This window comes from Dyadobacter sp. CY343, assembly GCF_021390335.1.
GTDB lineage: Bacteria > Bacteroidota > Bacteroidia > Cytophagales > Spirosomataceae > Dyadobacter.
Genome location: NZ_JAJUXK010000005.1, coordinates 435,232 through 459,409, shown reverse-complemented (window position 1 = coordinate 459,409; position 24,178 = coordinate 435,232). Strand labels below are relative to the sequence as shown.

General features: G+C 46.7%; 19 protein-coding genes. 16 read left to right on the top strand and 3 right to left on the bottom strand.

Translation table 11 applies throughout. The annotated features are described in order from the left end of the window. Positions 1–67 precede the first annotated feature (67 nt). The 3 genes from LZG94_RS19540 to LZG94_RS19530 are packed head-to-tail and all read right to left on the bottom strand — an operon-like array spanning position 68 to position 3,009. On the bottom strand, positions 68–895 hold the full coding sequence (locus LZG94_RS19540) for a class II fructose-bisphosphate aldolase (protein ID WP_233793475.1): 828 nt from the start codon (positions 893–895) through the stop codon (positions 68–70). Beyond that, positions 892–1,845, bottom strand: a complete 954-nt coding sequence (locus LZG94_RS19535; protein ID WP_233793474.1) for a carbohydrate kinase family protein — start codon at positions 1,843–1,845, stop codon at positions 892–894. The genes LZG94_RS19540 and LZG94_RS19535 overlap by 4 nt, the downstream gene beginning before the upstream one ends. 15 nt (positions 1,846–1,860) lie before the next feature. After that, on the bottom strand, positions 1,861–3,009 hold the full coding sequence (locus LZG94_RS19530; RefSeq protein ID WP_233793473.1) for an SIS domain-containing protein: 1,149 nt from the start codon (positions 3,007–3,009) through the stop codon (positions 1,861–1,863). 227 nt (positions 3,010–3,236) lie between these two features. On the opposite strand from LZG94_RS19530, the gene LZG94_RS19525 reads away from it, so the two are divergent. The 16 genes from LZG94_RS19525 (at position 3,237) to LZG94_RS19450 (ending at position 24,170) form a co-directional block, all read left to right on the top strand. Further along, on the top strand, positions 3,237–5,219 hold the full coding sequence (locus tag LZG94_RS19525; protein WP_233793472.1) for a S9 family peptidase: 1,983 nt from the start codon (positions 3,237–3,239) through the stop codon (positions 5,217–5,219). Then, entirely contained in the window at positions 5,209–6,093 is an 885-nt protein-coding gene (locus LZG94_RS19520) for a DMT family transporter (protein WP_233793471.1), read from the top strand. Before LZG94_RS19525 ends, LZG94_RS19520 begins: the two co-directional genes overlap by 11 nt. A gap of 109 nt (positions 6,094–6,202) precedes the next feature. Then, complete coding sequence (locus tag LZG94_RS19515; RefSeq protein WP_233793470.1) at positions 6,203–7,405, top strand: hypothetical protein; 1,203 nt, start codon at positions 6,203–6,205, stop codon at positions 7,403–7,405. Further along, a complete protein-coding gene (locus LZG94_RS19510; RefSeq protein WP_233793469.1) occupies positions 7,402–8,598 on the top strand; it encodes a hypothetical protein in 1,197 nt (398 codons plus the stop codon). Before LZG94_RS19515 ends, LZG94_RS19510 begins: the two co-directional genes overlap by 4 nt. A gap of 32 nt (positions 8,599–8,630) precedes the next feature. Beyond that, positions 8,631–10,568 (top strand): glycoside hydrolase domain-containing protein, encoded by a 1,938-nt coding sequence (locus tag LZG94_RS19505; protein ID WP_233793468.1) that lies wholly within the window; start codon positions 8,631–8,633, stop codon positions 10,566–10,568. Positions 10,569–10,575: 7 nt separating this feature from the next. Further along, on the top strand, positions 10,576–13,800 hold the full coding sequence (locus LZG94_RS19500; protein ID WP_233793467.1) for a DUF5107 domain-containing protein: 3,225 nt from the start codon (positions 10,576–10,578) through the stop codon (positions 13,798–13,800). A 6-nt stretch (positions 13,801–13,806) separates the two neighbouring features. Then, complete coding sequence (locus LZG94_RS19495; protein ID WP_233793466.1) at positions 13,807–15,840, top strand: esterase family protein; 2,034 nt, start codon at positions 13,807–13,809, stop codon at positions 15,838–15,840. Between the two features lie 5 nt (positions 15,841–15,845). Continuing rightward, complete coding sequence (locus LZG94_RS19490) at positions 15,846–16,133, top strand: ACT domain-containing protein (protein WP_215231634.1); 288 nt, start codon at positions 15,846–15,848, stop codon at positions 16,131–16,133. Between the two features lie 120 nt (positions 16,134–16,253). Next, positions 16,254–17,018, top strand: coding sequence for a transcriptional repressor AgaR (gene agaR / locus LZG94_RS19485; RefSeq protein WP_233793465.1), 765 nt, complete (start codon positions 16,254–16,256; stop codon positions 17,016–17,018). A gap of 17 nt (positions 17,019–17,035) precedes the next feature. Beyond that, a complete protein-coding gene (locus tag LZG94_RS19480; protein ID WP_233793464.1) occupies positions 17,036–18,274 on the top strand; it encodes an exo-beta-N-acetylmuramidase NamZ domain-containing protein in 1,239 nt (412 codons plus the stop codon). Between the two features lie 631 nt (positions 18,275–18,905). After that, the gene (locus LZG94_RS19475) at positions 18,906–19,295 is read left to right on the top strand and encodes a putative glycolipid-binding domain-containing protein (RefSeq protein WP_233793463.1); all 390 of its coding nucleotides are present in this window, start codon (positions 18,906–18,908) and stop codon (positions 19,293–19,295) included. Between the two features lie 167 nt (positions 19,296–19,462). Beyond that, positions 19,463–19,816 carry a type II toxin-antitoxin system RelE/ParE family toxin gene (locus tag LZG94_RS19470; RefSeq protein WP_233793462.1) on the top strand — a complete coding sequence of 118 codons (354 nt, stop codon included), beginning with the start codon at positions 19,463–19,465 and terminating at the stop codon, positions 19,814–19,816. Next, complete coding sequence (locus tag LZG94_RS19465) at positions 19,813–20,127, top strand: helix-turn-helix domain-containing protein (protein WP_233793461.1); 315 nt, start codon at positions 19,813–19,815, stop codon at positions 20,125–20,127. Before LZG94_RS19470 ends, LZG94_RS19465 begins: the two co-directional genes overlap by 4 nt. Before the next feature lie 48 nt (positions 20,128–20,175). Further along, positions 20,176–20,373, top strand: a complete 198-nt coding sequence (locus tag LZG94_RS19460; RefSeq protein ID WP_233793460.1) for a nucleotidyltransferase domain-containing protein — start codon at positions 20,176–20,178, stop codon at positions 20,371–20,373. A 45-nt stretch (positions 20,374–20,418) separates the two neighbouring features. Continuing rightward, entirely contained in the window at positions 20,419–21,030 is a 612-nt protein-coding gene (locus LZG94_RS19455; RefSeq protein WP_233793459.1) for a HEPN domain-containing protein, read from the top strand. Between the two features lie 767 nt (positions 21,031–21,797). Then, the gene (locus LZG94_RS19450) at positions 21,798–24,170 is read left to right on the top strand and encodes a beta-N-acetylhexosaminidase (RefSeq protein ID WP_233793458.1); all 2,373 of its coding nucleotides are present in this window, start codon (positions 21,798–21,800) and stop codon (positions 24,168–24,170) included. The last annotated feature ends 8 nt before the right edge of the window (positions 24,171–24,178 follow it).

The following is a 24,178-nucleotide window of genomic DNA, read 5'->3' as shown; positions in this document are numbered from 1 at the left end:
AATTAAACAAATAGGGTGTCTCAAATATTGAGACACCCTATTTGTTTTACTAACAGGAAAGATAATTTTACCCGCCTACATTCCCCACCATTTCCAATTTAGTCTTCACTAATTCCGTGATTTTGCAAGTCGCCTTTGGGAACACTTTCCGAAGGTCAATATCTTCATTATAAGCCAGTTCAAATTTCAGCGACGCCATGAATATGTTCTTGATTTCAGTCGCCAGATTCACTTTGCAAATGCCATTTGAAATAGCCTGCTGCACCTGTGAATGCGGTACACCCGAGCTTCCGTGCAGAACGAGCGTGGCCGCGGTTTTATCTGCAATTTTGCGGAGGAGATCAATATCCAGTTTGGGTTCTTCTTTATAAAATCCGTGCGCTGTGCCGATCGCTACTGCAAGTGCATCTACGCCTGTTTCTTCTACAAAAGCTGCGGCTTCGTCGGGTTGTGTGAAGCCTGTCATATGATGTGACTGACCTAGTTTTGCCACGTAACCCAACTCGGCTTCCACGTGCGCACCGTAACTTTTGGCTCGTTCCACTACTTCGCGGGTCAGTCTTACATTCTCTTCAAAAGCCAGCTCACTCCCGTCGATCATCACCGAATCAAAACCTGCGTCCAAACAGCGTTGTACCAATTCCACCGAACCGCCATGATCCAAATGGATCCAGCCTTCCACGCCGAATTCTTCCAGTCCGTTACGCCCCAGGTTCACCGCCGTTTTCAGGCCCATATAATCAATGGAACTCTGGGTAAGTTGCAGGATCACAGGCTGTTGGGTCTCGGCCGCAGCTTGCAGCACACCGTGAAGCGTTTCCAGATCGTAGTAATTGGTAGCCAGTAAGCCTTTTTTCAGCTGTGTTAATTCGCGTAGTTTTTCCTTTAATATCATGACAGGCTTAATTCGATTCCCCAGAAGTCTTTTATGTTTTCGCTGATTTTGTTCAGGTTGCAGAATGCGCCTGTGCCGCCCGCTGCCGTGGTATTGAGCGCGCCCATCAGGTTACCCTCTCGAAGGCAGTCTTCCAGCGGTGCACCTGAAATATATTTTTGAATAAATCCTGCATTAAAGGAATCTCCCGCGCCGATCGCATCCACGAAATGTTCGACTTCGAAAGCTGGTACCGTCAACTGCTGGTCGCCAGAAATGCCCATACTGCCGTTTCTGCCCATTTTTAATGCAAGCGTATGCAGGTACGGACGGATTCGTTCAATGCCGCTCTCAATGGAATCCGTTTTGGTAAGCGCCAGCAGTTCAGACTCGTTGGGCATGAAAACATCCACATAAGGCAGGCAGCGCGCATAGTCGAACGCCCATTGTTCGGTGGGATCCCATTGCAGGTCCAGCGAGGTGGTCATTCCAGCAGCTTTGGCGCTTCTGAAAATATGCTCAATGTCATGCTGGATCCCTTTTTGAAGAAACAAACTCGACACATGCAAATGCTGATAAGGGGAGGGTTTACCAAAAGGTATATTGTTGATCGTCAGTGCATTCATTGCACCCTGAAAAGTCACGTTCGCTCGATCTTGCCCGAAATTTAAAATCATCGTGCAGCCAGTTTTATGCTCTCGAAGTCGGGTTACATGCCGGCAACTGACGGATTTGCGTTCCAGTTCACGGAGGATAAAATCACCAAAATAATCTTCCCCAACCACGCCACAGAAAGCAGTATCCACGCCCATTGCAGCACTGTTGGCAGCCATAATAGCCGCAGAACTGCCCAGGCACATATTCATATCATCCGCGATCATCTCTTTGCCTACCTGAGGAAATGACTGGATTTTATTCAAAATCAGGTCGACATTCAGCTCGCCCACAACCAATAATCTAGGAGTCAACATACGCGATTCACCTTTTTATTCTGTATAAATATTCACCCCTTGCACCACCCTGCTGATGGACCCGGAATTAGACGGACTATCCGGATTGATACCGAGGTGTACCGAGCTGTAATAGCCCATTAACTGCCCTACCAGCGTCACAGGGATCATTTGGTATTGATTTTCCGGGTCAATGCTTAATTCTATTTTACTACTGTTTGGCAAAACAAGTCCATCGACGCCCCCAATTTGGAGCGAAAAGATCGACCGCGCATCACGCGAAATATCCGCCGCCAGATCGCGCTCGTAGCGCTGGATATGCGGATTCCTTGAAAACAGGTAAACCATGAGCGTATTCTCATTCACAAAAGCCCGCGGTCCGTGCCTGAATGCAAGAAAAGAATCAGACATAACTACCTGCTTTCCGTCCGTCAATTCGAGCAGCTTAAGGTGGCATTCCTTTGCAATACCAAGATTTTCGCCCGACCCCAGAAACACCACGCGTTCGAAGCCGCTTAGCACCAGGTTTTCAAGCAGTGTTTGTTTTTCCAGGATCACATTTCCCTGTTCCACAATGCGTTGAATTTTCGGAAATTCCGCTTCAAGCGAATCCACCCGGGCAACCAGCAGCGCACTAAGCAGCATGCAGGTAAAACTGCTCGTCATCGCCAGACTCTTATCGTTTGTCCGCTCCGGCAAAACGAGGCAAAATACGTTATCAGAGTCTGTTGCATGCATATTTGCCAGCGCCCCTTCGCCATTACAGGTGATAATCAAATGGTAAATCTCGTCGCAGCAACGATTAGCTAACCTCGCCGCTTCTACACTTTCGGGGCTATTTCCTGAGCGCGCAAATGAGATTAAAAGCGTGGGAACCGACCGGATAAAAGTGGCCTCAGGCTGGGTTACGATTTCGGTTGTCGGCACCGCCTGAACTGTTCTGCGCCACAACTTTTGTAACGTTCCTTGTGCGGCATCACCAATGTAACCCGAGGTCCCAGCACCCGTAAGAAGTATCCTGAGATTTTGCTTTTGCAAAACCGGCGTCAAAAAGCTGCTGATTTCGGCACTTTGCTTGTTTATTAAATGATATACTTCTTGCCAAAGCTCTGGTTGCGATAGGATTTCCCGTTGCGTGTGTGCTTCCGCACCGCTTTCAAGCTCCGTTATTTCATTTTTCTGCATTATTCTCGCGGTCGATTAGAAGACGGTTGTTGGTGACATTCAGATAACCCTGTCACCACAATTCAAATTAAACATCATAAAACGAAAGTAAAAAATATTATTAAACCTTTCTTTTAATTTATTTATGCTTACTCATATATTGCGGATAAATATTAGTGAATTGTAGCAGGTAACTTCTCTCAGGAGAACATATCTTGCAAAAACAATCACTGCCTGAACCCACTTATATGATTTCAAAGGATATAAAAGCCTCGCCCCGGGGACTTTTGATAAATGATTTATGGAGGATCAGAAAAGTCGGCTCGCCTCTGCTTTCTTCTGTCGGCAACGATCTCGTGTATCAGGTTTATGCCGCGGATATAGCAGAGAATGAACGTTATGATTTGATAGTACTTCTCTCCGGTGAAACAGCCGCAAAAACGGTTTTAGGAAAAGGTACTGCACACGGATGGTCTCCTGACGGAAGCAAGTTGCTCTTCGAAAATGAGCAGGGAGAGCTCCATATCTATACAGTAGCGAATGCATCAAGCCAATTTTTAGTCCAGCGTCACGAATCGTCGTATTTCATCAATCATCTGGCAGAAAACAACTGTATATGGTCGCCCGATGGAAAGTACATCGCCTATCTCAGTGCCGACATTCCTGATTCGAAAGAAGAAGAACACAATGGAATACGCGTTTTTGACGATCTGCTTTACAAATCCAAAGGCGGAAGCGGCAGGCCAGTGTATGCCGACCGTGCCTATACGCACATATACCTGATTGCAGCCGAGGGAGATTCACCAACATTGCTTACTCCCGGAAATTTCAACGAGCATTCCATTACCTGGTCGCCGGATAGTCGCCACATTGCATTTATCAGCAATCGAACCAAAAAACCGGACGATATTCAGCAGAGTGATGTTTGGAAGGTGGATATTCAGACACAGGAAATCACGAGACTTACTGACCATGCAGGTCTGGCATACCAACCCAAATGGTCACCTGATGGGGCGCATATTGCGTTTCTGGCAACTTCCGGAAACATTGGCACGAATGACAGCCCCGCCGAGGATACGCACATTGCATTGATTCCATCCAATGGAGGCAGTTTCCGGTATCTGACCAAAGCCCTGGACAGGCGGATCGAGCACATTCGCTGGCATCCGTCGGGCAAGTACATTTACTTTACCGCAGGCGATCACGGGGATACTTCCATTTATCGGGTTAGTAGTGTTGGTGAAAAGGTCGAAATGGTTCGGGGTGGCTCGGGCTGCATTTCGGAATTTTGCCTGGACGTTAATGGCGAGGATTTTGTGTTTTTAAAATCGGACATAATCCAGCCTGCGGAACTGTTTAAAAGCAAAAATAAAGGCTCTGTCATCGAGCAGATCACGCAGGAAAATTTTGAGTTACTAGAAAATAAGAAGCTTCAAAAAGCGGAAACATTCTGGTTTGAAAGTTTCGATCATACAAAGGTTCAGGGATGGTTAATGCCGCCTGTTGACTTCGATGAAACTCAAAAGTATCCACTCATTCTGCTGATCCATGGCGGGCCGCACAATATGTTCGGTCACGATTTCGACGAACGCATGCATTTACTTTCCGCGGCGGGTTATGCGGTGGTTTACATCAATCCAAGAGGCAGTCACGGTTATGGACAAGCATTTTCAAATGGTACGCTCATGAATTGGGGTGGCGGTGATTATGAGGATTTAATGGCAGGTGTCGATTTTGTTTTGGATAAAACCCCCTGGCTGGATCCCGAAAGGTTAGGCGTAACCGGCCAAAGCTACGGCGGCTACATGACCAACTGGATCATCACGCAAACTTTCCGTTTCAAAGCCGCTGTGACCGACGGCGGATTGAGTAACCTGGTCAGTTTCGCAGGTATTTCTTTGTATCATTCTTTAATGGAATCGGAATTCGGAGGGCGGGCTTACGAGCGTTTTGACGAGCTATGGAAATGGTCACCGCTGCGCAATGTGGCACAGGCGACCACACCAACGCTGATTATACACGGTGAAGCCGACAATGAAGTACCTTTTTCACAGGCCGAGGAAATGTATGTAGCATTGAAAAAACGAGGCATCGAAACCAGGCTCGTGCAATACCAGGGCGAAGGCCACGGCTGGCGACCGGAACTAAGTCCGCGCAACAAAGCCGACCTGAATGCGAGGATGATCCAATGGTTTGATACCTATGTAAAAACAACATCTAATGAGCAGTAAGACAAACAGTTGGCTGATATATGTAATCATTCACGTGCTGTTCATCGGCGTATGGGGCGCAGTCATTGAAATACCCGAAAAGAATGGTTTTCCTGCAACATTGGGATACGTCGTTTGGGCACTCACAATGGTGCCAGCCGCATTGGCTGCATTGAAAATCAAAGGCTGGAAGCTGGATTTCAACAAACGCGCCATGATCTGGGGCGGCGCAGCGGGGCTACTAGGCGCTGGCGGTCAGCTCGTTCTATTTTTTGTTCTGCGCATTGCGCCGGCTTATCTGGTTTTTCCGCTGCTTTCATTAACTCCCGTAGTCACTATACTGCTGGCGGTTTTTCTGCTTCATGAGAAAACGGGCAAACTGGGCTGGATTGGCGTCGGGATCGCGCTCGTTTCCATTTTTATGCTTTCCTATCAGCCGGTTGGTGGTGCACAAGTCAGCGGCTATACGTGGATGTTGCTTACCGCTATTCCGCTGCTGGCGTGGGGCGCGCAGGGGTATATCATGCGTTTTGCGAATGAAATCATGTCGGCCGAAAGCCTGTATTTTTATATGATGGCCACGTCGGTGATGCTCATTCCCTTTGCATTGTATCTCACTGATTTTAGTCAGCCGATCGAATGGAGTTTTAAGGGTCCGTACCTGTCGGCGATCATCCAGTCGCTTAATGCGTTTGGTGCTTTGTGTCTGGTGTATGCATTCCGGTATGGAAAGGCGATCATCATCGCACCTATTACTACCGCACTTTCGCCCGTACTTACCGTCGCCTTATCGCTGGCTTTGTATCAAACCATCCCCCACCCTGTGATCATCGCCGGCATTGCATTCGCCATTGTCTCAGCTATTCTAATGGGTTTTGAAGAAGTTAAAAGCTGAAATGAAATTTAAAAGAAAGATTTCGAAAGAAATTAGACTTCATACTGCGCAAAATCGATTCCATTTTTTACATTAGCGTAAATAAAACATTTACCTAAACCTTTAACCTTTGACACGTACAATACAACTCTGGCTGTGTTTGATGTGCGCAGCCACTGCTTTCGCCCAGAATGCAGACAAAAACGTCTCCTTTATTGAATATCCCGATTTCCCCGAGGCGCATTCCACCTGGGGCTCGATCGGCTACAATGCAGCTTCCAACACCGTGCATATCGGCGTTACAAATCATGCGAACAACATCGGTTTGTACACGTTCGACCCGGTGCAGAATGCCATGAAACTGAATGGATTTATCAGGGATCTGGCGCATTTGCGGCCTTATCAGTGGCAGGGAAAAATACATTCCAAGATTGTAGCCGCAGCCGACGGTTCTATCTTTTTCTCTACCGACGGCGGCGAGTCGCGGGAGGAGTACCTGATGGAACATCCGCAGGGCTATGCAGGCGGGTTTTTCATGAAATGGAATCCTAAAACCGGACTGGAAAATCTGGGAATTGGCATGCAGTACGAGAGTATCAAAGACGTTGACATTGATCCAAAAACCGGAACGATTTACGGTATCTCCTACCCGCAAGCACATTTCCTCGTGTACGATCCAGCCAAAAACCACATGCGCGATCTCGGTCGTCTGGCCAGCTCGCACGTGCCGCGTGTATTGTTTACCGACTGGTGGGGAAACTGCTATTACGTAGACTGGCGGCAGCGACTCGTCAAGTATGAAAAAGATAGCGACTCACTGGTTTTTGCGCGCGAAAGTCTGCCTGCATTCCCCGGAACGCCCGGCTCGAAAATCATCACAGGCGTAACCGCCTACGCCAAAGACGAGGCCAAAGGGATCATTTACCTGATCACGTACGGCGCAAAACTCATCGCATTTCACCCTGAAAAGAACGGAATCGGAAAAGTTGAAGACTTGGGAGGCGTGATCGAAACAGGCAAAGCGAACGCCTGGGGGCCTTATGTACCTAATTTGAACATTGGCAAAAATGGAAAGCTGTATTACATCATTGGCGGTCATGGTAATTATGTATTGAAAGACAAGACGGTGCTGGTAGAATGCGATCCTGCGACCGGCAAAAAGACCATTTTGCGTGAATACCCCATTACGGCTGTGACCGAGGCCACCGGCTGCGACATCCGGGATAAGGATGGAAACCTGTACTTCGCTGCCCGCCGCAATCCTTCGGGCGTAGGCGATTCCACCCGCCCTTTTATGATCCAGTTCAATCCCGAAAATGAAATCCGGAAATGAGAAACCTGACTAAAAAAATATTTTTCCCAGCCTTATACCTCGCCTGCTCTGCCCCGCTACTGGCTCAATACACGTTTTTCACGCCCAAAGATGCATTTGCAATAGAAGTTTCCCTGCCGAATAGTGCCGAGAAGCGTCTGCCGATGTACCGCAACGCGATTACATCTCTAGCTGTGCAAGGAGATCGGATATTGGGTGGTACCACAGCGAAGGAAGGCTTATCACCCTACCTATTCGTAGCATCCATTTCGGCACGAAAAGCCGTGGCGCTGAAAGATTTGCAGGAAACTATTCCCGGCCAAAAAAGCATTGCTACCGGCTTTTGCAAAGGTTCCGGTAACCAGTTGTACGCTGGTACTATGGGACAAGAAAGCAAGGTAGCCGGTCATTTGCTGCAGGTAAGCATTGGAGATGGAGATGCCATTCAAGTAAAAGATCTGGGCATTCCTGTCGCCGGAGAAGGCATTTTCACATTGCTCAGCAACAAACAAGGCACCGAGCTTTACGGAATCAGTTACCCGAGCGGACGGTTTTTCACCTACAACATGGCGACCAAAAAGACGCAGGTATTTGACGAAGTCGCACCCAAAGAAAAAGAGCTGGACAACCTCCACGAATATGCAGTTGGGCCGGAGGTTTATCTCTGCAAAGCACTTATTCAGGACAATGCAGGATTGGTTTATGGCAGTGCGGTGGGCAACCGGCTATTTGCATTTGATCCTGCCAAAAAGGCATTTCAGTTCCTGGAAACACCGCTGCCGGCTGTTTGGGGACGCGAGGTTTTGGGTCAAGTAGAAGCCTGGGCCAAAGCGCCGGACGGAAAACTGTATGGTGGCAATGCAGGTGACGGTCAATTGTTTGTATTAAATCCTGCTACTAAAAAGATTAAGAATCTGGGTAAACCCATGATGATGGGCCGGTTGCAGTCACTGGCTTTTGGCCGCGATGGCAAGCTGTATGGACTAGCTGGCGGCGCGCCGGGTTATTCGCATTTGTTTTCTTATGATGAAAATGCCGGTTTTGTCGACCTGGGTAACCCTGAATTCAAGATGGTGGAGCCGGGTATCGAGCAGGGTATTCTTTGGCGTGGCTTTCAACTAAGTACGCTGGCTGCTTCGGCGGATGGAAAATACATGGTCATGGGCGAAGATGAAGCATTGAGCCAGTTGATGATTTTTCCCGTCGGCCAATAGTCGATCACCCACATTCCTGAACCACCTTCACTATGATCAGATTTACAAAATTCATCCTCTGTCTTCTCGCGCTGAATGCATTCAGCTTTGGGACAAAAACTTACGCGGACGATCCGTGGCCAGCAGACCCGTGGCGGCTGCGGGCACTACCTTCCTCCGTTCGGCTCGATCCGGTTACGAATGAAATAATAGAGCATCGCTTCAAAGGTGTTCCTTCCAAGCAAGCCGGAAAAGGAAATCTCTTGGATAAAAACTGGCTGTTTGACGGAAAACAAGTTGCGTTGCATGGCGCGCGGGGCGAATATGTCTCGTTTCAACTGGTGCTTACCAATGAATCAGACGCGGAACTGATGGGTATCAAGCTCGATATGACGCCTTTCAAAAATGGAAGCGCCGAGCTGAGCATTAAGCCCGAATTATTTCTGGAATGGTCTGTCAATGTGCAGAGTACCAGTACCGGCTACCCCAAATCCACCCTCGGCAAAGGCTGGTATCCCGACGCATTAATCCCATTTAAATACATTCAAACCGACTCTGCCAAAGTACGCGGCCGCTGGGTGTACCCATTTACATTGCCCGACTTCAACAACCGGATCAGCGGCCAGCGTTCTCAGATTATTTGGGTAGACCAGTTTATCCCGCTCGATGCGCAAAAGGCAAAACCCGGCACGTATCAGAGCACGATTACCGTGACGATTGGCGGGCAAAGCAAACAAATGCCGATCAGCCTAACTATCTGGGACTTTGAACTGCCGAACGAAAACGCTTTCAAAGCCAGTCTGCAGCACGAAGGTTTTTTGAGCAGAATGGAAGAAAAGCAGGAACTGGCTGTGTACCAGCTCTTCAAACGTAACCGCATTTCCTTGATGGACCCGACTTACGATCCGGAAATCCAGGTTAAGAATGGCAAAGTGGAAATCCAGTGGGACAAGTTTGACAAACGATTGAAAAAATACCTCTCCGGCCAGGCTTTCACCAAAGAACACGGTTACATCGACGGCCCAGGTTACGGTGAGCCGCTGGAAACATTTGCCCTCCCATTCGATGTGTATGGAAAACACGGCACTGCCGGCTGGCCGGATATCGGCAAACCCGAAGTGGAACGCAATGCGACTAATCAAGCGATTTACACGAGTAGCATCCGGCAGGTTCGCCAGCATTTGCTACCGATGGTAAATCCTAAGAAAACTCTTCTCACAGTTTATCTGAATGGTTTGGATGAATCCTACTTCCCCGAAGCCTGGTCGCGAATGGTGTTTTATGGTGACCTTTTCAAAAAAGAGTACCCCGAAGCCAAGTTCCGCGTAGACGGTGGTTACAATAAAGATGCAATGGACGTGATTGGTAAATCCATTACAGATTGGGCGTCGCACACAATCAGCTACAACATTGACACGGTAAAGCATTATCAGCAAATGGGAATTAAAGACTGGCTTTACGGGCCGATGCTGTACGAACAAAAGCTGAACAGCTGGGTTGGAAGCTCGACGTTTATCGATTTGCCCTTGGTCAATGACCGCGCGATCAGCTGGTCTTGCTGGAAATACAAAACCTACTCCTGGATCAGCTGGGGCGTAGGCGCGGGCTGGGAAAGGGGCTGGTACGATCCCGAATCCTGGAAAGACTTTTACAAGGAAGCCTCCGAAGCCGACGCGGAATTCACCTACCGGCAATTCAATGGAAATGGCTCGGTGATTTACAAACCGGGAATGGTGCCCAATGTATCCGAACCTTGTCCGTCAATACGTTTGAAAACCATGCGCGACGGTGTGCAGGATTATGAATACCTGCGCCTGCTGGCAAAACTCGATGGGAATTCGAAACGCGCGGATGCGCTTGTTGATCAACTCATTAAAGAACCTTTCGGGGACAAATCGATTGGTAACCTGGATGTGTGGAGCTACAATCAGGAGCAATGGTACAAAGTACGCATGGAGCTCGCGGAGCTTATTTTGAAAAGCAAAAAATAGGAATTTTATGTCGCCATTGATTGCGAGAATACTAATGGCAATGCTGGTGTTGTCACCAGCAGCAGCCCATGCCCAAAAAGCCAGCATCACCGAAAAAGCACAACCCTTCAAAACCTACCCCTACTCCGACCCTAACCCGATTCCCGTCATGGGCGTCGGCAAAAAGGTCTCGCCATTTTATCCATACTACGTTTTCGACGGCTACACCAACAAAAGCACGACCAAAAACTGGAACGTGGTGGAGCTGGAAAATCCTTACATTAAAGTACAGGTGCTGCCGGAAGTCGGCGGAAAAGTAATGGGCGCTACCGAGAAATCGACCGGTGAGGAATTCGTGTATACCAACCACGTAATGAAATTCCGGGCGATCGGAATCCGTGGCCCTTGGACGAGCGGCGGCATTGAGCACAATTTCGGGCTTGATCTCGGGCACGCACCCTGGGCAGCTGCGGCGGTAGATTATGTGCTGCAAAACAACCCGGACGGAAGTGTTACCTGCGTAGTAGGCGGCCTCGATCTGGCTTCTCGCACGCAATGGCGCGTCAAAATCGTACTTCCGAAAGACAAAGCGTATTTCGAAACGCAAAGCCTTTGGTACAATCCCCTACCCTTGCACGACGCCTACCTTTCGTGGGAGAATGCGGCTTTCCTGGCGTCGGAGGATATGCAGTTCTTTTTCCCGGGCACGCACCATGTTGGTCACGATGGAAATGCCAATCCTTGGCCGATTGACGGGAACGGTGTGGATTTGTCGTACTACAAAAATGTGAATTCCGGCGGGGATAAGTCTTACCACGTGATGGGCGCGCATACGAATTGGTTTGGTGGGTATTGGCATAACAAAAAATTTGGGTTTGGACATTGGGCTCCGTACTCAGATGCGCCGGGCAAAAAATTGTGGATCTGGTCGCGGGCTCGGGAAGGTGCGATTTGGGAAGATTTACTCACGGATTCGGACGGACAATACATTGAAGCACAATCGGGTGTAACATTCAATCAGGCGGCGGAGCGAAGCGGTTTTCACAGTCCATTTAACCAAAAATCGCTGGGACCATTTTATTCAGAAACGAAAACGGAATACTGGTTTCCGGTCAAGGCGGCTGGTGGAATGGTGGATGCTTCGCCTTATGGTACCCTTAATGTGGCTGCGAGAGGCGATAGTTTAAGGATCATTTTCAATCCGATTTCTCCGATTCAGGACACGCTAAAAGTGACGTTGGCCGGTAAAACGGTTTATCAATCTCCACTTCAACTGAAACCCATGGAGGTTTATACCAAAGCAATTTCCCTATCGACAGCTGATCAAAAATCTGTTCGGGTGAGCATTGGTAAGGATCGCCTGGTGTATGCTGCGCAGCCGGAAAAAATTCTTGACCGTCCTGTTCTTTCCGCCGAAAACCAGGATCCACATTCCGTAGAGCGGCTTTTTGAGCTCGGAGAAGATGAAAATGCAATGCGCAATTTTGAAGGTGCGAGACTTCGTTACCTGGAATGTCTTAAAAAGGAACCTACTCATAGCGGCGCATTGATCCGGCTGGCCGAGTACCATTATCGTAGCGGCGAATATGCCAAAGGGCTGGATTTTGCCCGAAAAGTGTTGGCTGAAAACACCTACCACGGCGGCGCGAATTATCTGTACGGCGCATTGTACCGGAAACTGGGAGACCTGACCAAAGCGGAAGAGGCATTGTCGGTGGCGACCTGGACGATGGAATATAAATCCGGTGCGTACACGCAGCTGGCCGGCATTGCCTTGCAAAAACAGGACTTCGAAAAGGCCGAAAGTGACGCACGGAAAGCACTGGATTACAACCGCAACAACCTGGTAGCGTATCAATGCTTGGGCACTGCACTTCGAAAATTAAACAAACCTGATCAGGCGGCGCAGGTTTGGAAAGAGCTGCTGAATGTGGATCCGCTCAATCATTATGCGCATTTCGAGCAGTATTTGCTCGTCGCTAATGCAGAGAACAAAGCCATTTTCCAGAACGCAATTCGCAACGAGCTGCCGCATGAAACCTACCTCGAACTGGCAATGGATTATGTAAACCAGGGACAAAATCAGGAGGCAAAGCAAGTGCTCGCATTGGCTCCCGCCTACCCTACCGTTTCGTACTGGCTGGGGTATCTTAACCGGGATTCGGCACCTGCGGAAAGTAAAAAGCATTTGCAAAACGCCATTGAAATGTCGCCGGAGTTGGTTTTCCCTTATCGGCTCGAAACAATTCCTGTCTTCATTTGGGCTGAAAAACAAAGTGCTTCCTGGAAAAACCGCTATTATCTCGGATTGATCTACTGGCACATTGGCGAAAAGGAAAATGCGAAAACGCAGTTTGCAGCTTGTAAAAACGAGCCTGATTATGCGCCTTTTTACATCGCAAGGGGCATTCTTTTTCAAAACGAGGCTAGCAGCACGGCACAAGCCGATTTTGCAAAAGCCAATCAACTCAACCCGAAGGAATGGCGCAGCTGGCATTATCTGACGGAGTATTTCAATGCTCAAAAGTTGCAGGATAAGGGACTTGCTAATGCCCAGACAGCTTACAAGCAATTTCCCGAAAACCCGGTAATCGGCATTGACTATGCAAAATCGCTGCTGAACGCAGGTAACTTTACGGCCTGCTTAAAAGTATTGGAGAAAATCCAGGTTCTGCCGCAGGAAGGAGCGCGCGAAGGCCACACTTTACATGTGATAGCTAATTTCGGAAATGCACTCGCTTTGGCAGAAAATAAAAAGTACCGCCAGGCACTAAAAGCACTTGAAAAAGCGCGGCTATGGCCGGAAAACCTGGGTACCGGCAAGCCGCAGGAACCAGATACCCGACTCATGGATTACCTTGCAGCCTATTGTGAAACGCAGCTCGGCAATGCGCAGAAAGCCAGTGAATATGCTCAGAATATCTCGGATTATACCCTCAACGCGAGCAAAGAAAGCAACCGGAATGCGCTCAATAATTACCTCGGCGTGTATTTACTTCAAAAGGCAGGCAAGCAGGAGAAGGCGGCCGGTTTTCTGAATGATTGGAAAGCAGAACAGGATTCGTTGCGGAATTGGGAAATTACAAAGGGCTCCGACTCGCCGGAAGTGCAATGGGTTTTGGCTAAATCACAAAATGATCAGACGCTCTCAGAAAAGCTGAAACAGCAGTTGACAGCCAGTAAAAATTACAGCCTGACTACCCTGTTTTTCAGGATACTTGACCTGGCAGAACCGCGTAGAAAGGAAGATTAATATTACATGATGAAGCAGCGAAACAGATTTACGGGTTTTTATAAAAACAAGGAACATCGCCTGGCAGGACTTCTGGCTACGCTGATTTTTGTCGCGACAGTAGCAAACGTTTATGCCCAGCCGTCGCGTCCGAAAGGCATTATCGAAGATGGGCAGCATTATAGCGATGTGTTCAAGGAAAACCGGCATTTCCGACTGATCCTGCCTGCCGATTACCACCAGCATCCTGAACGGCGGTACCCTGTGATTTACTATTTTCATGGGAATGCGGGGCGGTTTAATGGTCCGGCAGAAGGGGAAGTGTCCCGCTCGGGCGAGGCGCGTTATTATGATGAGTTTAATGGGAATTACGAACGTACCGGCCCTGATTCGCTGGATAATTTCACGAGCTATGTAGCTGATAATGATGTGATCATCGCCAAATGGGATGGCTATGTGCCCGCCCAGTATCCGCGTCCGTACGACATTGCGCCGGTGAAGGAAGACAGGCAATTTGCCGACTACTTCCCTGAATTTGTAAAGTACATTGATTCGCATTACCGCACTAAACCCACCCGCGAAGCCCGCGCAGTTTCGGGTCTGAGTATGGGTGGATTTATGTCCATGCTCATCGCTTCCAAATACCCGCATTTGCTGTCGAGCGCCTCGTTTTTCTGTCCGTCCGCGTCTTTTACGGTTGGGCCAAAGGCTTTGCAGATTTTCACGCCGTTCAAAGAAATGGGGCGCAACTTTGTGGGGTTACCTATTCGAATGCATTTGGGCAGCAAGGATTTTTTACGGCAGCACGATCAGGAGATTGACGACGCTTACAAAACATTGGAATTGAACTATGAAAGCTGGCACTATGGCATCGGCTATTTCAAAGGTTTTCACAATGCGGTGAACATCAAAGGGCAGTTTGATTTCCACATGAAATACTTCCGGATGCCGCTGCCGCGACCTGAGAAATGGCATCATATTGATGTTTATCCTCATTTTTCAGTCTGGAATTATGACATTCGTACTGACCGGAAAATACCAGGCTTTACCGTGCTTGACGATGTTCGGCGGGAAGGATTTAGCATACAAACCAAACAATGGCTGCCCGACGGCCCAACGGTTCCGAACCTTAATGTGCAGATTTTAACAGATAGCATTTACCCGCCAAATACCCGTTTCGAGCTGATCCAATTGGATGTGCCAACCCGAAAAATTGAGCGCAAAAGCGTTACCAGTGACGCCAAAGGCCGCATTCAATATCAGGCAACAGGCCAGCACAGCAACATTGGCTTATACCGATCCGGCGATCGCGGTCACATTACGATGGCCACCTACTCACTTGATAAACAGATGCCTGCCGTGGGTGATATCGTTTTGTTGAGTCCTTTGTTGTTCAACAAAGGCGGCGCTGCCGTGGACTCCGTTCGCATTGAGCTGATTGCCCAGAATGAAGAAGTAGAAGTACTGGATCCGGCAATCACGATTGGAAAAATTACGCAGGGCGCATTACATGAAAAGACTGGCTTTCGCATTCGCTCGCGACATGCAGAGCTGGCTCGTGCGAAGCTGAAATTAGTGGTGACTTACAATGGCAAAAAAGATCAGTTTTTGCTGGAAGTACCTTTTTATTCACCCGAAAAAACCCTGACTAAATTCGAAATTGCAGACGGTCGCGCCGTGAACCTGGAAGTGGAAGAGAAAACACATGTCGGCGAAGGAAACGGCAATGGAATCGCTAATCCGGGGGAATGGATCAGCATTTTCACAAAATCGGACCTGGATTCGCTACATGATTTCGGTCTGCAATTGTATACCGAAGATCCTTACGTGGAGATGGACAGCCGTCGCATGCTTTTCTTTGCACGCGCAGACTGGTCGGGGGCGCAGCGGCTGACTTCACAGGTGAAAATCAAAGCCAATTGTCCCGACGGGCATGAGATCTCTTTTTATGGTATTTATGAGTATCCCAAAACCGGAAACACGCGCCGGGATAGCCACGGGGCGCATTCATTTATTCATGAAACGAAGCGGGTTTCTTTTAAAGTGAAAGTCAAAAAATAGTGGAAATGGAGAATGGATTGGCCGATTCGAGCCGGATTTCGGTCTATGTTAGCGACACGAATAATGTGTTGGGCAGGCTTTTGCAGGTGTTTGGGAAAAGCCGGTTTGAAGTAACCTATATGCAGGTTTTTAAAACAGAAGATGAAAACCTGAAACTGATCATTGTGGAGGCATTTTTTCCGAAAGAAATGATGGGGCTCATTCTGGAACGCATTGAAAAGATTATCGAGGTGCACCGCGCCTTCCCACATCAGGATGAAGCGGCGAATCTCGCGGCTGTACGAAACGGTTAGTTCTGGTTTTTACAAAAGCATTTCCCCGGATGTTGCTACCTTTACGCCTCGTGTGACCGCCCAAGGCCACTTTCAAAGACATTGACTTAATAAAAATAAGAGCATAAAAGGTTTGATACCATGAAAAAGACCGCGCAGCGCCGTTCACTGATATTGCAAAAACTCGATGAGTTGGGCGAAGTAAATGTGAATGATTTGAGTGAGATGCTGGAAGTAAGTGAGGTGACGATCCGCAACGATCTGGACAAGCTCGAAAACAGTAATCTGCTCGTGAGGGCTCACGGTGGCGCTTTTAAAACCAATAACATTGCCCTGACTGTCACCGAAAAGCGGAAGATCAACCACGATATCAAGCGACTGATCGGCAAAAAAGCCGTGTCGCTAATTAACGAAGACGACAGCATTATCCTCGATTCGGGCACGACGACTTTTGAAATATCCAACAACCTTGAAAAGTTTAAGAACCTGACGGTGATCAGTAATGCGCTGGACATTGTCAATAACCTTGCGCAATACGAGAATTTGCAGGTATATATGCCCGGCGGCTACCTCAAAGAATTCTCCATGTCACTAGTAGGCCCAATGGCCGAGCGGAATTTCAAACAGCTTTATTGCAATAAACTTTTCCTCGGAATCGACGGCATGAAAGCCAATGCCGGTTTTTTCACGCATTATATGGAGGAAGCGCATCTGAACCAAATTATGATCGATATCGCCGAAGAAGTGATCGTGGTTACAGACTCATCGAAATTCAAAAAATCCGGTCTGGCGTTTATTTGTGGTTTTGATAAGATTAATAAAGTGGTTACGGATGATAAGATTGAAGAAGCAGATTTGCGGATGCTGAAACAGCATAATATTGAGGTGATTATTGCGGAGAGTTGAAACTACCAGCATCAAAAATGGAACAAACTTTAAGATATATCTCCATATTATTGTTAGCGTTTCTGGCGACGAGCAATGTTGAATGTACCGCGCAAAATGCATCGTTAAATCAACGTAAAGTCAATAAGACAGAGATTATTACCGGTGCCGACCAGACTGAAAAATATCTCTCCTATTTAAAAGGAAAACGAATTGGTCTGGTTGCAAATCAGAGTTCCATTATTGGTAAAAAAAGCAGCGTCGATAGTCTGGTCAGTCTTGGAATTAACATTGTTAAAGTGTTTGGACCTGAACACGGTTTCAGGGGCAATGCGAGCAATGGGGCCGCGGTGAGTAGCGAAGTAGATGCAAAAACCGGCATTCCGATCATTTCTTTATACGGCAAAAACCAGAAGCCAACTAAGGAACAATTGACAGATATTGACCTGATGGTTTTTGATATTCAGGATGTTGGCTGTCGCTACTATACCAATATCAATACGCTGGAATATGTGATGGAAGCTTGTGCAGAAAACAATAAAGAACTGCTCATTCTTGACAGACCGAATCCAAACGGATATGTAGTAGACGGGCCGGTAATGACGGATGATCGATTTAAATCCGCTATTGGAATCCATTATACACCCATGACGCACGGCATGACGATCGGGGAATTTGCCCAATACCTCAATGGTGAAGGCTATCTTGAAAAACAGTGCAAAATAAAGATCATAAAAGTCGCCAATTATGACCACGATATGCCCTATGAATTGCCGATTCATCCCTCGCCGAATTTAAATACGCAGCAAGCTGTCATGCTTTTCCCGAGCTTATGTATGTTTGAAGGAACTGCAATTAATGAAGGTCGTGGCACCTATTTGCCATTTACGATTTTAGGGGCGCCGGCACTGAAAGGCAAATATTCCTATTCGTACAAACCTGTCAGTATTCCCGGAATGAGTGAGCGCCCAAATCACAAAGATTCCGTTTGTTACGGCCTCGACCTACGTAATTATGACATTGACCAGCTTCGAAAAAGCCGGCAGATCAATCTGGCCTGGTTAATTGAATTATACAATGCCTATCCCGATAAAGCCCATTTCTTTACTCCCGGCCGGGCGAACCAGGATATATCCGCATTCGACCTGCGTATAGGAACTGACCAATTACGAAAACAAATTATAGCCGGCGTATCGGAAGCAGAAATCAGACAAAGCTGGGAACCTGAATTGCAGAAGTTTAAGGCAATTCGGATGAAGTATTTGCTGTATCCGTGATTAATAGTTTCGCAAACGCTACGGAAATCAATTAACTGGCAAAATCGTTTTCTGCGTTAATTCGTAAATGTTTTTTCTGGTCAATAAATAAAGCACCATAACGAAAATCGTCCATACTGTTACGAATTTTGGAGACCCGAGAATCCAATATTCAGCGAGAATTCCACGCTCGACTAATGTGTTCATTACTCCTAAAACAACCAGCACATCGATCAGAATTGGCACGAGGAGAAACAAAAGGAACCAGGTAACTTTTCTTCTATTTTCGATTAATTTGAAAGCCTTCCATAAAGGGTAAATTGAAAACAGCAATACTAACGAAAAGCCATATATCCAGGATAATGACTTGTTATTCAGGATACTATTCAACCCCCAAACTTCATCTCCGCTTCCCAACGCTGTACCTAAAATGCGGGCGAAAGGTAAGTTGGAAAAAATGAACCAACGCTAAAAAAGTAACTGAAACGACGGCGTTATTCTCAACTTCATTTTTTAATTAAATTTAGATTCGAACTAATTACCCTCACTATGTACTTGGCATTGAATGTATTTGCGGCTGTGCGGGCCAGCTACCGGCTCTGTGGGTAAATATAGGCTTGCAATGTCTTGAACCAAAAACTCATTTAAATAAATGGAGAGATTAATTAAATGGCACGGATTAGAGCATGATTCCATTGAAATCTGTCGGATTACCAAGTCGGACGAAGGCATTTTGGTGAAATCCGAAATCTCGGGACAGGATCTGAATATGCAGTACGAGGTGGATATTTCCCTTACTCCGTTCACCAACACGCTGCCAATCAATAATCCAGTCTTGGCTGAAAAGGAAACGAGGGAAATCAAGGTTGTCTATTTTGATTTTTCAAAACAAATCGTGAGGCCGGTAAGGCAGCGTTATACAAGGCTTTCGGCGGACTTGTACCATTATGAAAATGTTCCCAATGATTTTGAGGCGGATATTCGGGTGGATGATGATGGGTTGGTTGTTGAATATCCTGGGTTGTTTTCGCGGGTGATCTAGAAGAGTTGAATTACCTGGAAATCATACGAATAGTCTTTTGAAAAAAGCTGATATCAGTAGACAACGGCCTAAGCTGTCTACTGCATTTTTAGCTCAGAGCAGCCGGTACAAAGTTTCTTTTTGACGAAACTTTGTATATATTTGTTTTAGAGAAACACACTATTTAAATGGATAAACTTTTGGAGATCGTCTTCTTGGACGAAGCGCTTGATTTTCTGAGTAAACTTGAAAAAAAGCACTATGAGAAGATTCTTTACAATATTCGTAAGTCACAAGTCAAAAGCGACCCTGAACTTTTTAAAAAGTTGACTGATGATATTTGGGAATTCAGGACACTGTATCAAGGTCTGCAATACCGGCTTCTTGCATTTTGGGACAAAACCCTGCCGAAGAAAACATTGGTAGTATCTACACACGGTTTTATCAAAAAGAGAAGTAAAGTACCGGAAAACGAAATTGAAAAGGCAATAAATACCCGGCTTAAATATTTTTCCAACAAACAACCAGAAATAAGATCATGAAAACATACTCACTAGACGAAGTTCAGGATAAACTTCTCGGAAAAATTGGAACGCCCGAACGCGATAGATTTGAATACGAACTTCAAATGGACTTGATTGGTAAGGCAATCAAAGAAACAAGAAAAGAGAGAAACTTGACACAGGAAGAGTTAGGAAAACTGATTGGGGTTCAAAAAGCTCAGATTTCAAGACTTGAAAGCAATGCAAGTAATGTGACGATGGACACACTGCTGAGAGTTTTCACTGCGCTAAAAGCAAAAGTAAAACTGCAAGTGGAATTGCCAAATCTGAAAATTAGCATTGGCGAATAATACGATTAATTATAACATTCATTACCACACTAAAAAACTAAAGAAGATTTGAAAACCTCCCTCTCCCACCTCCCAGAAGATAAGCAGGAAGACCTTGAAACCCTCACCAAAATCATTCTTGAAAAAGTACCTGCCGAAATGGTCATTCTTTTCGGTAGCCACGCGCGTGGTGATTGGGTGGAGGATTATCAGGAGAACACTGAGTATGTAAGCGATTATGATATTCTGGTTATTACCAGGGACTAAAAATCTGCCAAAGCTGATGAGAAGTGGTGGGACCTAAAAAAAAGAGTGAATAGTAATGGCGAGCAACCAAATGTCAGCCTCATTCATCATGGAATCGGGTTTGTAAATAATGCGATCGAACAAAATCAATATTTCTTTGTCGATATTTTAAGAGAAGGAATTACGCTTTTTGACTCGGGAAATTTTAGATTATCCGGGCCGAAAAATTTGAATCCTGAGGAACGACAAACAAAGGCAAAGGACCAGTTTGAGTCTTGGTTTAAAAATGCAAATACTTTTCTCAGAACTTTCGAATTTAATTTTGGTGAAGATGATTTCACAGTTGCAGCCTTTCAACTTCATCAAGCAACGGAACGGTACTACACAACGATCCTACTAGTTTTCACTGATTACAAGCCAAAAATTCATGATATAGAGGAGTTGGGGAAGCAGGTTGAAAAACTCAATTCCGCGTTTGGAACGGTTTTTCCAAAAAATACACCTGAGAAAAAGCGACTGTTTGAGCTTTTGAAAAAGGCATACATTGATTCGAGATACAATATGAATTACAAGATCCAAAAAGAGGAATTGGAATATCTCGCTAACCGCGTAAAACTGCTAAAAGAATTGACTGAACGCATTTGTAATGAGCGGATTGCGCAATTTGTGGAAGTATGATGCAGCCTTTGTTTCCTGTTTCCGAAATAGAAACAAAGCATGACTTTTGTTACCCCTACCCCCCTACCCCCATTTCAGCTACAAATCCCCTTGATTCGGTTAACTCCGGAAAATAGTGATTGGTGAATTTTGTATTGTTCATTCAATCATTATTAATCTTATGGAAAATCAAATCGGATCATCATCTAATAATCAGCTTGTTGCGCTTGTGACGGGTGCTAACATCAAAGTCAATGCAGTAAGTCCTGGGTTTACGGCCACTAAGTTATTATATCTCAGATCGAGCTGCTATTAGCTTACGCCAAACGTTCTTATAAACGCAAGTTTCTTACGCGGCAGTCGGTTAACAGTGAACTGCTTCAACAATTAGAAGAGCTTTTAAACACTTATTTTGACTGTGAACATCCGCAATCTTTCAGCAGGTTATTTAAAATGAAGACCCAGATATCACCGGCGCAGTTCAGATCGGCGTTTAATTGATGTTGCTGGTGATGACAATGCACGGGCTGCTCCGGAGGAGCAACCTGTTTATAGAAATGAAAATGAATTGATTGCCGTGGCTCCAGCGGAGCCTCCTGTAATTTTACGATAAACAGGAGGCCCCGCCGGGGCCGTGTAATGCAATATGGGTTGGGCGTTTCTAGAAACAGGGAGCCGCTCTGCGGCTAATTGAATTAAAAAATATAAAAGTTTCATTTCCTTACTTTTTTCTTTTTAATTGCATTATGCTATTCCTAACCGTCCATTAATCTTCCGCCTCACATACAATGGAATTTACCCACAAAAGCTTAACTACCAACATTCAAATTACCAAGCGATGGACCAGCCTCAGGCTGTTCGCATTTGAAAAGCCAAAATTATCAGGCAAGATCTCCCTGTTGCTTTGCTGCTGCGTTTTCCTTACTGCATTTTCAGTAAACGCACAAGTGAATGCAGCTCGCCCGGTAGCTGCCAAAAGCAGCAAAGCCGGTTCCAGCCTGCTACCGCTGCCGCAGAAAATGGAGCTGAGCGAAAAGATGTTTGCGGTTGGAAAAAACTGGAAGCTAATATCCGATCCCACTTCCATTCCTGCACAAGTTTTGAAAGGTTTCCAGGAGGATTTGAAGGGAGCAGGTTTGCCGCTTTCCGTCGGAACAAATGGCAGCTCACCTGCGATTCGGTTAGTTGTCAAAAAGGGTTCAGTAGAAATTGGTACAAGTGTCGACACAAATCGGACTGCGCTTGCGCGCCAGGCTTACAAGCTAAGCTTAAAGCCTGATGCTGTGACCATTACGGCAAATGAGGCGCAGGGTTTGTATTACGGCATTCAGACTTTCCTGCAACTACTCCGCGCACAGGCACCTAAAATGCAGCTTCCGGAAGGCGAGATTACCGACTGGCCAAATGTGGAAGTAAGGATGATTTACTGGGACGATGCGCACCATCTGGAAAAAATGAGTGCATTGAGGCGGATCATCAAGCAGGCTTCCACTTATAAAATCAATGCATTTTCGATCAAACTGGAAGGCCACTTTCAATATAGGTCTGCCCCCGCGATTGTCGAACCTTATGCGTTGACGCCAGAGGAATACCAGGAACTAGCAGATTTTGCACACGCCCATTATGTCGACTTGGTACCGTTTCTGGACGCGCCGGCGCACGTTTCTTTTATCCTGAAACACCCGGAATACCGCAAACTGCGGCTGATTGACGATATTAACTACCAGTTTTCAGTTACCAATCCGGAAACATTTAAACTGCTGGATGCAATGTTCAGCGAGCTGATCAATGCGAGCAAAGGCAGCAAATTCATTATTCTTTCCAATGACGAGGCTTACTATACCGGCAAAGCACCTTCTGAAAAAGCAATGGCGGATAGCCTGGGCGGCAACGGACAATTATTGGCCTGGTTTATCAAGAAAATGGCAGATCGACTGCATGAACAAGGTCGCACGGTTTTGTTTTGGGGTGAATTTCCTTTGAGAAAAGAAGATATCACCGCATTGCCGTCGCATATCGTGAATGGAGTTTACAACAAAGCGATTGCAGCAGATTACAAAAAACACGGGATCAGGCAGTTTGTTTATACTGCCACTCAGGGCGCAGAGCCTATTTTCCCCAACTATTATCCATTGCACACGAAAACAGCTGTGATGGCGGATGGAAGTGACCGTTCGTCGGGCCGGGTGGCAGATATGTTTAGGGAGATCGGGACTGCATTTAACGCTAATCTTTCTTCGTTTATGGGCGTGGTGATTGCAGGCTGGGCTGATGCCGGGCTGCATCCTGAAACTTTCTGGCTTGGCTATGCGACTGCCACGGCTGCGGGGTGGAACAACAATAAGCTCACTCCTGCCGATGCTTCGGCGCGGTTTATGAATGCGTTTTACGGACCTGCGCAAAAGGATATGGACAGCGTTTACCGCGTTCTGAGCGTGCAGGCTGAGTTTCATACCGAAAGCTGGGACTGGATCGCGTCGCCCTGGCGACCGATGATCAAGGGAAATTCGGACAGCCTTTTCCTGCAACCTGAAAAAGACCAGACTTTGCCCCTATTGCCTGTGCCGGAAACGGGTACATTGGCGATTTCCAACAAAACTTACCCCGTAAATGCGCAACGTTTAGCAACCGCACAAGCTATGCTTCCGCGCAATAAATATGCGTTACAATCGATCCAAGAGAATAAACCGCGTGCTGGAAAGCAGCTTTACAATCTGGAAGTACTCGAATCGGTAGCAGCAATATGCGGGCAAAATTTACGGATGCTGGTTACATTGAACCAGGCGACAGACGCACTGCAAAAAGCGTCTTCGGCGGGTAACCCGGCAGCCTCGGTAAAGCAACTGGATGCAGCAATGGAAATGGTAAGCAAGTTGAAACAACAGCGCGACAGCACGCTCGCATTCGTGACAAAAATCTGGTATAAAGAATGGCAGCCGCTGGTTGAAGAAGCCAACGGACGCAAATATCTGCACCAGGTAGATGATATCAAAGACCACCAGCCCGTGCGCACCATCGACCTTAGCTACTTGATTTACAGAGAATTACATTACCCTCTGGATCAGTGGTGGAATGATGTTCACAAAGTGCGAAACGATTATGCGAAGCAGCACAATTTGCCTTTGGTGAACAAACAATTGAATTGGGAAAAATATAAATAGCAATAGCC